This window comes from Streptomyces sp. NBC_00385 (assembly GCF_035917155.1).
GTDB lineage: Bacteria > Actinomycetota > Actinomycetes > Streptomycetales > Streptomycetaceae > Streptomyces > Streptomyces poriferorum.
On the sequence record NZ_CP107951.1, the window covers coordinates 4,080,419 to 4,094,961 of the forward strand.

At 69.1% G+C, this 14,543-nt stretch carries 14 protein-coding genes and 3 tRNA genes; 8 read left to right on the plus strand and 9 right to left on the minus strand.

The window, feature by feature from the left end:
• Positions 1 to 5 precede the first annotated feature (5 nt).
• The 7 genes from OG959_RS18060 to purS form a co-directional block, all read right to left on the minus strand.
• Complete coding sequence (locus tag OG959_RS18060) at positions 6 to 806, minus strand: maleylpyruvate isomerase family mycothiol-dependent enzyme (RefSeq protein ID WP_326659690.1); 801 nt, start codon at positions 804 to 806, stop codon at positions 6 to 8.
• A 132-nt stretch (positions 807 to 938) separates the two neighbouring features.
• The gene (locus OG959_RS18065) at positions 939 to 1,577 is read right to left on the minus strand and encodes a TetR/AcrR family transcriptional regulator (protein WP_326666451.1); all 639 of its coding nucleotides are present in this window, start codon (positions 1,575 to 1,577) and stop codon (positions 939 to 941) included.
• Positions 1,578 to 1,759: 182 nt separating this feature from the next.
• Positions 1,760 to 2,716, minus strand: a complete 957-nt coding sequence (locus tag OG959_RS18070) for a M23 family metallopeptidase (protein WP_326659694.1) — start codon at positions 2,714 to 2,716, stop codon at positions 1,760 to 1,762.
• Positions 2,717 to 2,940: 224 nt separating this feature from the next.
• Positions 2,941 to 3,501 carry an ArsR/SmtB family transcription factor gene (locus tag OG959_RS18075; RefSeq protein WP_326659696.1) on the minus strand — a complete coding sequence of 187 codons (561 nt, stop codon included), beginning with the start codon at positions 3,499 to 3,501 and terminating at the stop codon, positions 2,941 to 2,943.
• A gap of 158 nt (positions 3,502 to 3,659) precedes the next feature.
• A complete protein-coding gene (gene purL / locus OG959_RS18080; protein ID WP_326659699.1) occupies positions 3,660 to 5,909 on the minus strand; it encodes a phosphoribosylformylglycinamidine synthase subunit PurL in 2,250 nt (749 codons plus the stop codon).
• Complete coding sequence (gene purQ / locus OG959_RS18085; RefSeq protein ID WP_326659700.1) at positions 5,906 to 6,586, minus strand: phosphoribosylformylglycinamidine synthase subunit PurQ; 681 nt, start codon at positions 6,584 to 6,586, stop codon at positions 5,906 to 5,908. The genes purL and purQ overlap by 4 nt, the downstream gene beginning before the upstream one ends.
• A complete protein-coding gene (gene purS, locus OG959_RS18090) occupies positions 6,583 to 6,843 on the minus strand; it encodes a phosphoribosylformylglycinamidine synthase subunit PurS (RefSeq protein WP_136330173.1) in 261 nt (86 codons plus the stop codon). The genes purQ and purS overlap by 4 nt, the downstream gene beginning before the upstream one ends.
• Positions 6,844 to 7,249: 406 nt before the next feature.
• Here purS and OG959_RS18095 point away from each other — a divergent pair, with 406 nt between their 5' ends.
• From OG959_RS18095 to OG959_RS18130, 8 genes are all read left to right on the plus strand, one after another.
• Entirely contained in the window at positions 7,250 to 7,585 is a 336-nt protein-coding gene (locus OG959_RS18095) for a histone-like nucleoid-structuring protein Lsr2 (RefSeq protein ID WP_185092256.1), read from the plus strand.
• A gap of 165 nt (positions 7,586 to 7,750) precedes the next feature.
• Positions 7,751 to 7,822, plus strand: a tRNA-Gly gene (locus OG959_RS18100).
• Positions 7,823 to 7,902: 80 nt separating this feature from the next.
• Positions 7,903 to 7,975, plus strand: a tRNA-Gly gene (locus OG959_RS18105).
• A gap of 188 nt (positions 7,976 to 8,163) precedes the next feature.
• Entirely contained in the window at positions 8,164 to 9,105 is a 942-nt protein-coding gene (locus OG959_RS18110) for an ABC transporter ATP-binding protein (protein WP_326659712.1), read from the plus strand.
• On the plus strand, positions 9,105 to 9,914 hold the full coding sequence (locus tag OG959_RS18115) for an ABC transporter permease (protein ID WP_442805591.1): 810 nt from the start codon (positions 9,105 to 9,107) through the stop codon (positions 9,912 to 9,914). Before OG959_RS18110 ends, OG959_RS18115 begins: the two co-directional genes overlap by 1 nt.
• A 19-nt stretch (positions 9,915 to 9,933) precedes the next feature.
• Complete coding sequence (locus OG959_RS18120) at positions 9,934 to 11,223, plus strand: sensor histidine kinase (protein WP_326659714.1); 1,290 nt, start codon at positions 9,934 to 9,936, stop codon at positions 11,221 to 11,223.
• Positions 11,220 to 11,831, plus strand: coding sequence for a response regulator transcription factor (locus OG959_RS18125; RefSeq protein ID WP_326659716.1), 612 nt, complete (start codon positions 11,220 to 11,222; stop codon positions 11,829 to 11,831). Before OG959_RS18120 ends, OG959_RS18125 begins: the two co-directional genes overlap by 4 nt.
• A gap of 22 nt (positions 11,832 to 11,853) precedes the next feature.
• Positions 11,854 to 11,926, plus strand: a tRNA-Gly gene (locus tag OG959_RS18130).
• A gap of 59 nt (positions 11,927 to 11,985) precedes the next feature.
• Here the strand turns inward: OG959_RS18130 and OG959_RS18135 are convergent.
• Positions 11,986 to 12,900 carry a phosphoribosylaminoimidazolesuccinocarboxamide synthase gene (locus tag OG959_RS18135; protein ID WP_326659718.1) on the minus strand — a complete coding sequence of 305 codons (915 nt, stop codon included), beginning with the start codon at positions 12,898 to 12,900 and terminating at the stop codon, positions 11,986 to 11,988.
• 113 nt (positions 12,901 to 13,013) lie between these two features.
• Complete coding sequence (locus tag OG959_RS18140; protein ID WP_326659720.1) at positions 13,014 to 14,477, minus strand: N,N-dimethylformamidase beta subunit family domain-containing protein; 1,464 nt, start codon at positions 14,475 to 14,477, stop codon at positions 13,014 to 13,016.
• Positions 14,478 to 14,543 lie beyond the last annotated feature (66 nt).

Sequence of the window (14,543 nt, forward strand, 5' to 3'; positions counted from 1 at the left end):
TCCCGTCACCCCATAAGGGGCAGCAGCGCGGCAAGATCCGCCCGTTCACCGCTGGCGCCGACCTTGGCCTCGTCGAGCTCACGCGCCCATTGCGTACGTCCGGTGGCGAGCCTGATCCAGGTGAGCGCGTCGGTCTCGACGACGTTGGGCGGCGTACCGCGGGTGTGCCGGGGCCCCTGGACACACTGGACCACCGCGAAGGGCGGCACCCGCACCTCGACCGAACCCCCCGGCGCCTTCTCCGCCAGGGCGTCCGCAAGCAACCGGGTGCAGGCCGCGAGCGCCTGACGGTCGTACGGGATGCCCAGCCCGGTCGCCTCGTTGAGGTCGTACGTGTGGACCACGAGTTCCACGGTGCGGGTCACCAGGAAGTCCCCGAGCCGCATGGCACCCACCCGGGTGGGTAGCAACCGGTCATCGGAGACGCCCTGCACCAGCGCCTCGAACCGGTCGGCCACGTCCCCGTACAGCGCGTCCAGATCGGGGTGGGCGGCGGCAGCCGCCACGGTGTCGTCGGCGATCCGACCGGCCCTGCCCGCCGTGGAGAACGGCCACTCCAGCAGGGTCACCTCCGGCTTGGCGAGGACGGGTTCGGGCAGCTCCAGGTTTCTGCTGACGTGCGAGAGCGCCATGGTCAGGTGGACGGCGAGCTCGCGCACCGTCCACGCCCCGAGCCCGCTCGGCCCATCCAGTTGCTGGGGCGTCAGGGTGCGTACAGCGGACTGGACTTGGGAGAACTGTGCCAGGACGGCGGCACGGGTCCTGACCGGGTCGTAGCGGCGGGCGCGCTTCTGGGACGGCGGCATGAACGGGAGCCTACGGCGTACCGCCGCATCCAGTGCCACAGCACCGGCAACGGCACCGCCACAGCCCAGTCCCGGGCCAGCGCCGGGGTCCGGGGTCCGCGCCGGGGTCCGGGGTCAGCGCCGGGGTCGGGGTCAGCGCCGGGTCGCGAAGTCACCCAAACCGTTCTCGAGCAGATCGAACGCCCGCCCGGCAAGAACCGCAGCATCCGAGGCGATGACCTCGGCCGACTCGCCGGTCAACAACCGCCGGTGGTTCTCGCTGATCAGGGCATTGCGGGTACCGATCAGCTGGGCTGCCACGATGCGCGCGACAGCCCGGTCCACCCCCTCCTCGACCAGTACGTCGACGAGCAACTCGTCGCTGCGGGCGAAGAACGCACGGGCGCGGGTGAGCAGTGCAGGCGTCTGCTGGATCAGCTGGAGGAGCCCGAGCGCTACCGGTGAATCACTCATCCCGACCGACGGGTCCCGGTTTTCGACAGCGGCCAGGAACTGACGGCGCATGCCGTCCACTACGGACTCGCCGTGCACCCGGTCCCGCACCACCTGGGCGACATCCCCGATGTGCTCCTCCATGGGAGCGAGAACCAGGTCTTCCTTGCTGTCGAAGTAGTTGAAGACGGTCATCTTCGACACGTCGGCCGCTTCCGCGATTTCCGCAACGGAGACCTGGTCGAATCCGCGCTCTCCGAAAAGCCTCGCGGCCTCGGCAAGCAGACGGCGTCGCGTCTGGATCTTCTTGCGCTCGCGCAGGCCCATCCCCTCGGTCAGCATGGCATCACTGTACCAGGATGAAACTTATACTAAGGCAAATATTTGCCCAGGCGCATGCCCGCGCAGAGGGTGGCACCTTCCACCGACACGGCACCCTCGCCACCCCCGTCATCCGACTCCGGGCCAGCCGCCCCGCTTCGGCTTCCGGCTTCGGCTTTGGGCTTCCGCGCCAGCCGGCCTCAGAGGGCCCGGATCGCACCCGAACCCGGAACGGGGCGCCCGCCAGCGGCATCCCCGGCCGTGAACGCCTCACCGTTGGCCGGAAGGCCTATCCCCCGCCAGGTAAACGGAACTCCCATCGCTATGTCCAGGTCCGGATCATCCATCAGCTGGAAATGCACATGCGGTTCGGTGGAATTCCCGGAATTTCCGCACTCGGCGAGCATCTGCCCGGCCCGGACCTCCTCGCCCACGCGCACCCGGAGCGAGCCGCTGCGCAGATGGGCGTACATGGCGTACGTACCGTCACCCAGATCCAGCACGAGGTGGTTCCCGACGATGGCGCCGGGACCGAGCACGTCCCGTACGGACGCTTCTATCAGCATCAGGTAGATCAACGCGGGACCGGAATTCCGGCTGAGATGGTCACGCCGGCTGTGCGATGCGTGCACCACCGTGCCGTCAGCGACGGCGAGAAGCGGGGCCCCGAAGGCCGGGAAGTGCTGATTGCGCCGGACGACGGGCCAGAGATAGCGGAACTTCGGGCGGGACGGGCCGCCTTGAACGCCGCCGCTCTTCCCCGCATCGACCTCCGCATCGGGCTCAGCCCCCGACCGTGCCTCGACCTTCGGCTTCGACCTTGACTCCGGCTCCGGCTCCGGCTCCGCCACGATGTCGATCGCGTAGGTCTGCCCGTAGCCGTGTATCCCGTGACTGGGCACCTTGTCCGCCGGACTGTTCAGCGCCACCCATCGCCCGGACACCGGCGGATCGACCTCCACCGCGGGTCGCGGGTTCGTGGCAGCCGAGCGGGCCCTGCGGCCCGCTGCCAGGACCAGCGCAATGGCCACCGCCGCGGGCACCCAGGTCAGCCAGTACGGAAACGGCGGGCGAGTGACGAGGCTGAGGACCACCATGGCGAAGAAGATGATCCAGCAGACCCGGTACAGCACCATGACAGCTTTACGGACAGACATGACTTCCCCTGATCGTCGGTCTGATCATTGGCCTGGTCGTCGGCCTAATCGTCGGTCTGGTCGTCGATTCGCTTTCGCTCGCTCCTCGTCGCGCTCTCGACTCGCACTCAACTGGCTCTCGGTTCGCACCCGATCAGTTCCTCGTTCCGCTTCCCTCGCGGTTCGGCGCCCCGCCCGGTTCCGGCGTCAGCGCTCGGTTCGCGGCGCGGCCGCCTCCGCGCGGCTCAGGGCCTCGCCGCCGCGAGGACCACCAGCAGCGGGACGACACGGGTGCCGGGAACCTCGTATCTCCCCCGCCCCTTCGTGTGCAGCCAGCCAGCGCCCGTCAGCTGGCGCAGATGGTGGTAGATCTGCCCTGTCGTCCCGGTCTCGTCGAGCGCGGCCAGCTCCGCCGCCGTGCGCCGGCCGCCGAGAATCTCCCGGAGCAGCCGCAGCCGCACCGGGTGACCGAGCGCGGCGAACGACTCGGCGATATCCGCCCAGTCGGGGCCTGCGGGCGCCCGGCCGACCCCCTCCTCCGCGTCGTGCGCTTCCTCCGGGTCGCCGTCTCGCCCGTCCAGCAACTGCTCCGTCAGAGCGCCGTATTGCCACTCGTATCGCTCACCCGTGGGCAGGCGCACCGCACCCGTATAGAGCACCCCACCACCGGCCGCCCCCTCCAACTGCTGCTTCAACCCCTCCAGAGCCCAGAAATCGACCCCTGTCGGGGACGGCGCGTCAGGACGCTCACCCACGAGCGCCTCAAGCCGCCGCTCCAGTTCCGAGACCCGTTCCTCCAGCTCCATAGACCAAGAATTACGTAATTACGTAATTCCCGTCAAGGGCCTGCGGGAAACCCGTCCACGGAACGGGCGCGCGGCAGCACTGGAGCCGCACGCGCAAGCCCCCGCCCGGTCGAAACCGGACGGGGGCTTGCGCGAAGGTGACGGACGTATCCGCCCGGCTACGCGAGCAGCGCGGGGATCGTCCCCTCGTGCGCCGTACGCAGCTCGCTCAGCGGAATGCTGAACTCGCCCTGGATCTCGATCTCCTCGCCGTCCACAACGCCGATCCGGGTCACGGGCAGACCCCGCGCCCCGCACATGTCGTTGAAGCGGAGCTCCTCGCTGCGCGGGATCGAGACGATCGCGCGTCCCGCCGACTCGGAGAACAGGAACGTGAACGCGTCCAGTCCGTCCGGCACGACCAGCCGGGCACCCTTCCCGCCACGCAGGCAGGACTCGGTGACCGCCTGGATCAGGCCGCCGTCGGACAGGTCGTGCGCCGCGTCGATCATGCCGTCGCGGGACGCAGAGATCAGAATCTCGCCGAGCAGCTTCTCGCGGCCCAGGTCGACCTTGGGCGGCATGCCGCCGAGGTGCTGGTGGACGACCTCGGACCAGGCCGAGCCGCCGAACTCCTCGTGGGTGTCACCCAGCAGGTAGAGGAGCTGGCCCTCTTCCTTGAAGGCGACCGGCGTACGCCGCGTGACGTCGTCGATCACACCGAGCACGGCCACGACCGGCGTCGGGTGGATAGCCGTCTCACCGGTCTGGTTGTACAGCGACACGTTGCCGCCGGTGACCGGGGTCCCCAGCTCCAGGCAGCCGTCCGCCAGGCCACGGGTGGCCTCGGCGAACTGCCACATGACGTCCGGGTCCTCGGGCGAACCGAAGTTCAGGCAGTCCGAGATGGCGAGCGGCTTGGCGCCGGAGGCGGCGACGTTGCGGTACGACTCCGCCAGCGCGAGCTGCGCACCGGTGTACGGGTCGAGCTTCGCATACCGGCCGTTGCCGTCGGTCGCCATGGCCACGCCGAGATTGGACTCCTCGTCGATGCGGACCATGCCGGCGTCCTCGGGCATCGCGAGCACGGTGTTGCCCTGCACGAACCGGTCGTACTGGTCCGTGATCCAGGCCTTCGACGCCTGGTTCGGCGAGGAGACCAGCTGCAGAACCTGCTCGCGCAGCTCGGCGCCGTTGGCCGGACGGGCCAGCTTGCCGGCGTCGTCGGCCTGCAGCGCGTCCTGCCAGGACGGACGGGCGAACGGACGGTGGTAGGTCGGGCCCTCGTGGGCGACGGACCGCGGCGGCACGTCCACGATCTGCTCGCCGTGCCAGAAGATCTCCAGCTGGGAGCCCTCGGTCACCTCACCGATGACGGTGGCGATGACATCCCACTTCTCGCAGATCTCCAGGAAGCGGTCCACGTGCTGCGGCTCTACGATCGCGCACATGCGCTCCTGCGACTCGCTCATGAGGATTTCCTCGGGCGAGAGGGAGGAGTCGCGCAGCGGCACGGTGTCCAGCTCGACGCGCATGCCGCCGGAGCCCGCGGAGGCCAGCTCGGACGTGGCGCAGGACAGCCCGGCGCCGCCGAGGTCCTGGATGCCCGCGACGAGCTTCTCCTTGAAGATCTCCAGGGTGCACTCGATGAGGAGCTTCTCCTGGAACGGGTCGCCGACCTGCACGGCGGGCCGCTTGGTGGGCTTGGTGTCGTCGAAGGTCTCCGAGGCAAGCACGGAGACGCCGCCGATGCCGTCGCCGCCGGTGCGGGCGCCGTAAAGGATCACCTTGTTGCCGGGGCCGGAGGCCTGGGCCAGGTGGATGTCCTCGTGCTTCATCACACCGATGCAGCCGGCGTTGACGAGCGGGTTGCCCTGATAGCAGGCGTCGAAGACGACTTCGCCGCCGATGTTGGGCAGGCCGAGACAGTTCCCGTAGCCGCCGATGCCCGCGACGATGCCCGGCAGGACGCGTCGGGTGTCCGGGTGGTCGGCCGCGCCGAAGCGCAGCGGGTCGACGACCGCGATCGGACGGGCGCCCATGGCGAGGATGTCGCGGACGATGCCGCCGACGCCGGTGGCCGCGCCCTGGTAGGGCTCGATGTACGAGGGGTGGTTGTGCGACTCGACCTTGAAGGTGACCGCGTACCCCTGGCCGACGTCGACCACACCGGCGTTCTCACCGATACCCACGAGCATCGCGTCGTTCTCGGGAACCTTCTCGCCGAACTGCTTGAGGTGGACCTTGCTGCTCTTGTAGGAGCAGTGCTCGGACCACATCACGGAGTACATGGCGAGCTCGGCACCGGTGGGGCGGCGGCCCAGGATCTCGCGGACCCTGGCGTACTCGTCCTCCTTGAGGCCGAGCTCCTTCCAGGGCTGCTCCACGTCCGGGGTTTCGGCCGCGTGCTTGACCGTGTCCAGGCTCATGCGTTGACCAGCTTCTTGATGATCGAGGTGAAGAAACCGAGACCGTCGGTACGACCGGTGCCGATCAGCGGCTCCACGGCGTGCTCCGGGTGCGGCATCAGGCCGACGACGTTGCCCGCGGCATTGGTGATGCCTGCGATGTCACGCAGCGAGCCGTTGGGGTTCACGTCCACGTAGCGGAACGCGACACGGCCCTCGGCCTCCAGCTCGTCGAGCGTGCGCGCGTCGGCGGTGTAGCGACCGTCCATGTTCTTGAGCGGTACGGAGATTTCCTGGCCCGCGGAGTAGTCCGAGGTCCAGGACGTCTCCGCGTTCTCGACGCGGAGCTTCTGGTCGCGGCAGATGAAGTGCAGGTGGTTGTTGCGCAGCATCGCACCGGGCAGCAGATGCGCCTCGGTCAGGATCTGGAAGCCGTTGCAGATGCCGAGAACCGGCATGCCCGCCTTCGCCTGCTCGATCACTGTCTCCATGACCGGCGAGAAGCGGGAGATGGCTCCGGCCCGCAGATAGTCGCCGTAGGAGAAACCGCCCGCGAGGATGACCGCGTCGACCTGGTGCAGGTCCTTGTCGCGGTGCCACAGCGATACGGGTTCGGCACCGGCGACCCGTACGGCCCGAAGGCTGTCCTGGTCGTCGAGCGTGCCCGGAAAGGTGACGACTCCGATACGAGCAGTCACTTCGACTCCTCGGCCTTCTCCACCTTCACGGTGAAGTCCTCGATCACGGTGTTGGCGAGGAACGTCTCGGCCATCTCGTGAATACGAGCGAGCGCGGCGTCATCGACCGGCCCCTCGATCTCCAGCTCGAAACGCTTTCCCTGACGTACGTCCGCGATTCCCTCGAAGCCGAGACGGGGCAGCGCACGCTGCACAGCCTGTCCCTGCGGGTCGAGGATCTCGGGCTTGAGCATGACGTCGACTACGACGCGTGCCACTGGCACTCCCGGTGTGGTGGTGTGGTGCGGCTGTTTCTCCGGGGGGTTCCCCAGACCCCCGCGGGTCCACTCAGCGTACCTGGCCGGAAATTCTACGCGGGTAGATATCAGGTGGACCACATCACGCCCGGATGCGGACCACATCACGCCGGGATATCGAGCGCGACAACGGGGGCGAAAAATCCTGCGACAAAAATCCCCACCAGCGGCACACAAATCAGGTTGACACGCGCAGGTAATTGGGCGGGCTTCACAATGCGGGGCCCGCCGCTGTACAAATGATTACCGGGGAAAGCGACATTGCCCCTAAACGGCCGACACCGGTCGGCCCACATCCGCGCTCACAGCCGGAAGGCCGGCATCCACGCATGTCAGACGAGGATGCCGTAGGAAAGGACCGATATCCGTGGCTCAGCGCGTAGTGGTCACGCTCTCCGACGACATCGACGGGGGAGCAGCGGCGGAAACGGTCACCTTCGCCCTGGACGGGAAGTCGTACGAGATCGACCTGAATCCCTCCAATGCAAAGAAGCTGCGTAAGGCCCTGGCGCCGTACATGGCGGCCGGCCGAAAGCAGACAAACGCAGGCAAGCACGGCAAGGTTCCCGTCTCGTACCGGCACACCTCGCTCGCGCCCGACCCGGCGGCCGTCCGCGCCTGGGCCCGCTCGCACCGGATGGAGGTGCCGGCCCGGGGCCGGATCCCCAAGAAGGTCTACGAGGCGTTCCAGGAAGCAAGTTGAGCGGACGGGCGGTGACGGCCGGCCGATCGGCGGGCGTCGGACCGCCCGTCACCGGCCACCCGGGCGACACCCCGCGGGAGCCGACTTGCGCGACACCCCTGCAGGTCGGCTAGAGTCTGGAGCACGCCGAGGGGCAAGGCCGCAAAGCCGAACCTCACGCAGCGTGCGGGTGTAGTTCAGTAGTAGAACATCCCCCTTCCAGGGGGAAGGCGCAGTGTGCAATTCCTGTCACCCGCTCTGCATCACTCTTCTCAACCACTCCAGTGGATCAGGTAGAGTAGTGCTCGCTCCACCGGTGAAAGCCGAGTGGCTGCAATGCGGACGTAGCTCAGTTGGTAGAGCGCAACCTTGCCAAGGTTGAGGTCGCCAGTTCGAACCTGGTCGTCCGCTCTTGATCGAAGGCCCCAGTCGATTTCGACTGGGGCCTTCGTCGTATTCGGCCCTAACCATATCCCTCCCCTCTTCGACCGTCTTCACACACGGCGTTTGCCATCAGCCGGCGATACATGACGTTTGTCATGGGCAGTGATGACAGCTCGCACTGCTCCTGGTCCGGTCCGGGCGGAAACCTTGAGTCCATGACCAGCGACGAAATTCCCCAGGCCTCCGTGATCGAGGTGGACGGTGTCCGGCGCAGCTACGCGGGCGGCTTCGAGGCCGTGACCGGCGTCTCGTTCTCCGTGGCACGTGGCGAACTGTTCGCCCTGCTCGGGACCAACGGCGCCGGCAAGACGTCCACCGTCGAACTCCTCGAAGGCCTGGCCCGTCCCGACAGCGGCGCGATACGGGTGCTCGGCCACGACCCGTACGCCGATCGCGCCGCTGTCCGGCCGCGGATCGGGGTGATGCTTCAGGAGGGCGGTTTCCCGTCCGACCTGACCGCGGCGGAGACCGTACGGATGTGGGCAGGCTGCACCAGCGGGGCCCGGCCCACCGTCGAGGCTCTGGAACTGGTGGGGCTCGGCCACCGGGCCGGGGTCCGGGTCAAGCAACTCTCCGGCGGTGAGCGGCGACGGCTGGACCTGGCGCTGGCCCTGCTCGGCCGGCCCGAGGTGCTCTTCCTCGACGAACCGACCACCGGCCTCGACGCCGAGGGGCGGCGCGACACCTGGGAGCTGGTGCGAAGGCTCAAGGAGGACGGCATCACCATCCTGCTGACCACGCACTACCTGGAAGAGGCCGAGGCACTGGCCGACCGGCTGGCGATCATGCACCGGGGGCGGATCGTGACCACGGGCAGCACTGCCGAGGTGACGGCCGCGCGCCCGGCGCGGATCCGGTTCGAGCTGCCCGCCGGGGTCGCGCCGGGTCAGCTGCCGCTGGGCCTGCGCGCAGCGGCCGAAGGGCGACGGATCGAGATCCGTACCCATCGGCTCCAGGAGTCGCTGACCGAACTGCTGCGCTGGGCAGCAGAGTCGCAGGTTCCGCTGACCGGCCTCGACGCCCGGTCCGCCTCACTCGAAGAGGCATTCCTCGATATCGCCAAGTCCGCGGCAGAGGCCGAAGAGGTGACCGTGTGATGACGACCGCAACGACGACCACGCCGACCGCGACGGTCCGCACCACGACAACGGCGCGGGGCCGGCTGATGGCCCTTGGCCGGGCCGAATTGACGCTGCTCGCCCGTAACAGAACAGCCGTGATCGTCGCGCTGCTCGTGCCCTCGGCCATGATCATGGCGATGAAGTCGACGCTCGAACAGGTGGATCTCGGCGGGACCGGGCTGACGGTCGCCGCAGCCGCGCTCACCGGAGGCATCGGAACGGTGCTCATCCAGGCCGTCTACATGAACCTGGTCGCCGCCTACGTGGCCCGGCGCGAGGACCTGGTCCTGAAGCGGCTGCGTACCGGCGAGGTCAGCGACGGCGAGATCCTGACCGGGACCGCGCTGCCCTCGGCCGCTCTGGCCCTGACGCAGTCCGTGCTGATCATCGTGACCGGCGCGGCCTTCTTCGGCGTCACCGCACCGCAACGGCCCGAACTACTCCTCGCGGGGCTGCTGCTGGCCGTGGTGCTGCTGACGGTGCTGGCCGCTGTCACCTCCATAGTGACGCGCACCGTGCAGACGGCACAGCTCACCACGTTGCCGCTGTTCCTCGTCTCGATGATGGGCTCGGGGCTCTTCGTCCCCCTGGAGATATTTCCCGACCCGCTCGCGTCGGCCTGCGAGTTCCTTCCACTGACCGGCGTGATGACGCTCGTACGTTCGGGCTGGCTGGGCGTCCCCGAGGGCGCTGACCTGCTCGGGGCGGCATTGACCGGACTGGTCTGGACGGCGCTTGCGGTGTTTGCTGTGCAGCGGTGGTTCCGTTGGGATCCCCGACGCTGAGAGAGGTTGTGGCGCGTTGATGAACGTACGGGGATGGCGCCGCAGCTGGCAGGAGCGCAGCAAGCTGGAGCGGATCGATCTGTACTCGCGGATGACCATCTCCTCGATCCCATGGCTCTTCTCCCTGTCGTGGCAGTTGGCGCCCTTCAAGTCCGACATCCGCCATGAGCCGCTTCCGCTGGTGCTGGGCTCGGCGCTGCTTGTGGTGAGCCTCGTGCAGTGCCTGCTGAGCAACCGGAATGTGGAGTCGTCGTACGCGCACTACCTCGGCATTTCCGTCTTTCCCCGACGACGGATGCTGGCACCACTGGCCCTGCTCCTGCTCCAGGTGGGCCTGCTGGCGATACTGGCCGCGGTGGACGGCGTAGCCGGCGCCGGACTGCTCCTCATGGGGCTGAACACGCCGATGGCATGGGTGATCACGCGGGTACTCCTGGTTCCGGTCCGCACGTTCGTGATCGAGTCGCTCCTCCTCGCCGCCCTGACCACCGGCGCACTCGCCGCGGCCGGGGTACGAGGCGGAACCTTGGCCGGCGTGGTCCCGGCCACACTCTTCGGCTGCGTGCTCGTCCTGATCTCGGTGCGGCCCAGCGCCTGGAGCCTGAGCGTGATGTGGCAGGCCGAGGAGGCCCGGGATGTGCAGGCCAGGCTCGCGGTCGCCGAGGAGCGGCTGCGGTTCGGGCGGGACCTGCACGACGTGATGGGCCGGAATCTCGCGGTGATCGCGCTGAAGAGCGAACTGGCGGTGGAACTCGCTCAGCGGGGCAGGCCCGAGGCGCTGGACCAGATGGTGGAGGTGCAGCGGATAGCCCGAGCCTCGCAGCAGGAGGTCCGCGACGTCGTACGCGGGTACCGGAAAGCCGATCTGGCCACGGAACTGGCCGGGGCCCAAGGAGTGTTGCGAGCAGCGGGCATCGAGTGCGCGGTGACGGGCAGCGATGGTACGGGGCTGCCCGGGCCCGTCCAGTCGGCGCTCGGCTGGGTGGTGCGCGAAGCCGCGACCAATGTGCTGCGGCACGGCGATCCGGTCCGCTGCACCATCCGGCTCGGCGTCTCGGCGGACGCGGTGGTGCTGGACGTGGAGAACGACGGGGCGCCTGCGGCAGCTCCGGAGGGAGCCGGTTCCGGGCTGGCCGGGCTGCGCGAGCGGCTCGGTGCGCTCGACGGGGCGCTGGAGGCGGGTCCGGCAGCGGACGGCCTCTTCCGGCTGAGCGCGCGGATCCCGCTGGCCCGCGCGGAGTCCGCTGATGTCCCGTACGCGGCTGCCGGTGACCGATCGCGTACGGCCCTTCTGGAGGAACGACGATGACCGCGGTACGCGTGCTGCTCGCCGATGACGAGCACCTGATCCGGGGCGCGCTCGCTGCCCTGCTGGCCCTGGAGGACGACATGGTGGTGGTCGCCGAGGCCGCGACCGGTCCCGAGGCGCTGGCCATGGCCCGGGCGCACCGTCCCGATGTGGTGGTCCTGGATCTGGAGATGCCGGGGGCGGACGGTGTGAGCGTCGCCACATCGATACGGTCCGAACTCCCTGGCTGCAGAACCATGATCGTGACGAGCCACGGCCTCCCGGGGCATCTCAAGAGAGCCCTCGCGGCGGGCGTGCGGGCGTTCGTACCGAAGACCGTCAGCGCCCGGCAACTGGCCGGCATCATCCGCACCGTGCATGCCGGAAACCGCTATGTGGACCCGGAGTTGGCGGCCGACGCCATCGCCGCCGGCGACTCGCCGCTGACCGTGCGCGAGGCCGAGGTGCTGGAACTGGCGGCCGACGGGGCGCCGGTCGCCGAGATCGCGGAGCGGGCCTCCTTGTCCCAGGGGACGGTGCGCAACTACCTCTCGGCGGCGGCCGCGAAGCTCGGGGCGGAGAATCGTCATGCCGCAGTGCGTCTCGCACGCGAGCGGGGATGGGTATAGTAGTTCTCGCGCTTCGGCGCTTGCGGACGTAGCTCAGTTGGTAGAGCGCAACCTTGCCAAGGTTGAGGTCGCCAGTTCGAACCTGGTCGTCCGCTCGGTTCAGCAAGAAGCCCCCGGCCTTTCGGCCGGGGGCTTCTTCGTGTACCGGGAGGCACTAGTTCCAGGGCGTGCCCGTGAGGAGTTCGTACGCTTCCAGGTACTTGGCGCGGGTCGCGTCCACGATCTCCTGGGGCAGCGCCGGCGGCGGCTGCTCGCTCTTGCGGTCCCAGCCGGAGGCCGGCGAGGTCAGCCAGTCGCGCACGAACTGCTTGTCGTACGACGGCTGGGCACGGCCCGGCTCCCAGCCGGCGGCCGGCCAGAAGCGGGAGGAGTCCGGGGTGAGCACCTCGTCCGCGATGATCAGTTCCTCGCCGCCGTCGGCGGTGGGCGCGAAGCCGAACTCGAACTTCGTGTCCGCGAGAATGATCCCGCGCTCGCGTGCGATGTCGCGGGCCCGGCTGTATACGTCCAGGGTCGTGCGGCGCAGCAGTGCGGCGGTCTCGGCTCCGACCTGGCGGGCCACTTCCTCGTAGCTCACGTTCTCGTCGTGATCGCCGACGGCCGCCTTGGTGGCGGGGGTGAAGATCGGCGCCGGCAGCTCGGAGCCGTCGACGAGGCCCTCGGGAAGGGCGAGGCCGCAGACGGTGCGGGACGCGTTGTACTCGACCAGGCCGGAGCCGGTCAGGTAGCCGCGGGCTACACACTCCACGGGGACCATCCGCAGTGACTTGCAGATCGTTGTGCGGCCGGCCCAGTCCGCCGGGGCGCCGGCGGGCAGCTCCGTGGACAGGACGTGGTTCGGCACGAGGTCGGCGAGCTGGTCGAACCACCACAGCGAGAGCCTGGTCAGGACGCGGCCCTTGTCCGGGATCTCGGTGGGCAGGACCCAGTCGTACGCGGACATCCGGTCGCTGGCGACCATGACGAGGTCACCCGCCTCGTTCCGGTACAGGTCGCGCACCTTGCCTGTGTGCAGGTGGGTGAGCCCCGGAACCTGCACGGGCTCGGGCTTTTCTACAAATCCGGACACGCTGCCTCCGCGTAGGTTGATCCAGGAGCTGCTCCGATTGTCCCGTATCAGGGTGCGGACAGCCGCGCAGGGGGTACGGACGCGCTGCCTGGGGCAGAGGGGCGGCCGTGTCCTCAGGCGCGCTTGCAGATGCGGTCGAGGAGGTTGGCGGTCGCCCGCTGGATCCGCGGGTCCACATGGCCGGGGCGGTCCAGGGCCGGAGACCAGGCGAAGGTGCCGGAGGCGAAGACGAGCGCACCCGACGGGGCCCGGTACAGGGATGTCTCCTGGTGGCGCGTCACCCCGTCGCTGTCCTGGTACGGGGAGTGTGCGAGCAGGATGCGGTTGTCGTGCTCGGGAAGCGTCGTGCGGGGGAAGTAGCGGTCGGCCTCGCCCGCGACGAGGCCGTCGATCTCGTCGCCCTCGGTGGCGCCGGTCGCGTCCCAGAGCCAGTGCTCCGCGTTCCGCACGACCAGCGGGTGGGGGTCGGGCACCCGGCCCGCGTACTGGATGCCGAGCAGTTCCTGCTCGGGTCGGTCGAGCTCGCGCCAGAGCGCGGGCTTGCCCGGGCCCCGGCGCTTGCGGCAACTGAGCAGCCGGTCGGGGACGCCCGAGGGCGATGGCGCGAGGCTGACCTGCCAGTACATGGTGTTGGCGGAGAGGAAGACGAGGGACGTGCCATTGTCGCGGGCGCGTTCGGCGGTACGGCGCATGGGCACGGACCAGTACTCGTCATGGCCGGGGAAGACCAGGCCCCGGTAGCGCGTCGGGTCGATCCGGCCCGCGTGCAGGTCACGGGTATCGGCGTAGGCGATGTCGTAGCCGTAGCGCTCGGCCCAGCGGATGAAGTCGTAGGCGTGGCCGACGTGGAGCGGAAGCCCGGCGCCCGCGTAGGGGCGGTCGAAGGAGACGGTGACCGCCGCGTCCTCCTCCCCCAGCAGCCGGCCCTGTTCGTCCCAGGCGTGGTAGAGGCTCGCGCCGGTCACACCGTCCTCGGGATAGAGGTTGTACGCCTGCCACGTGATGTCCGGAAGCACCAGCAGCAGGTCGGCCGGGTGGTCGTCCCGGACGGTGAAGGGGATGTGGGAGCGGTGGCCGTCGACCGTGGTGAGGACGGCGACGTACGCGCCGATCGACCAGTACGTCGGGATCTGCAGCCGCCATGACTGCCACCAGTGGTGGCAGGAGACCGTGCGGTCGGCGGTGAGGGGAGCCGGCTGGACGATGCCGGAGAGCCGCGGGCTGGTGGTGATCTTCGCGGCTCCGTCGCCGCCGTAGTGGCCGATCCGGTAGATGTCCACGGAGAACTGCTGGGGCGGGTCCACGGTGATGTGGAAGTCGATCGCCTCGCCAGGGGCCGCGGCGCCGGTGGAGATGAATCCCTTGATCTGGCGGCGGACGTCGTCGGCGGTGCGGGTGCCTCCGCCGGTGGAGCCGCGGGGCAGGGTGGGGTCGGCGTACCAGGGCACGACCTGACCGGTGTCGTCGAAGTAGTTCTCACTCCCGCGCAGCCAGGGAAGGGGTCCCTGGCCGAAGGGATCGGTGACGGCGTGCGCCAGGGCACCCGACTCCCAACGACGAATCTGCTCCGCCCCCATGGCGCATCCCTCCCTCAGGCCCCCGGAACAACAGTGGTGCGCCGACTGTCAGCGCCGATCCCCAGC

What these genes read in the sequence shown, in the direction of transcription:
- purL (WP_326659699.1), bottom strand. Translation starts at nt 5,909, where the DNA reads ATGAGCCTGGACACGGTCAAGCACGCGGCCGAAACCCCGGACGTGGAG.
- OG959_RS18125 (WP_326659716.1), top strand. Translation starts at nt 11,220, where the DNA reads ATGACCGCGGTACGCGTGCTGCTCGCCGATGACGAGCACCTGATCCGG.
- OG959_RS18075 (WP_326659696.1), bottom strand. Translation starts at nt 3,501, where the DNA reads ATGGAGCTGGAGGAACGGGTCTCGGAACTGGAGCGGCGGCTTGAGGCG.
- OG959_RS18120 (WP_326659714.1), top strand. Translation starts at nt 9,934, where the DNA reads ATGAACGTACGGGGATGGCGCCGCAGCTGGCAGGAGCGCAGCAAGCTG.
- OG959_RS18060 (WP_326659690.1), bottom strand. Translation starts at nt 806, where the DNA reads ATGCCGCCGTCCCAGAAGCGCGCCCGCCGCTACGACCCGGTCAGGACC.
- OG959_RS18115 (WP_442805591.1), top strand. Translation starts at nt 9,105, where the DNA reads ATGACGACCGCAACGACGACCACGCCGACCGCGACGGTCCGCACCACG.
- OG959_RS18140 (WP_326659720.1), bottom strand. Translation starts at nt 14,477, where the DNA reads ATGGGGGCGGAGCAGATTCGTCGTTGGGAGTCGGGTGCCCTGGCGCAC.
- OG959_RS18070 (WP_326659694.1), bottom strand. Translation starts at nt 2,716, where the DNA reads ATGTCTGTCCGTAAAGCTGTCATGGTGCTGTACCGGGTCTGCTGGATC.
- OG959_RS18110 (WP_326659712.1), top strand. Translation starts at nt 8,164, where the DNA reads ATGACCAGCGACGAAATTCCCCAGGCCTCCGTGATCGAGGTGGACGGT.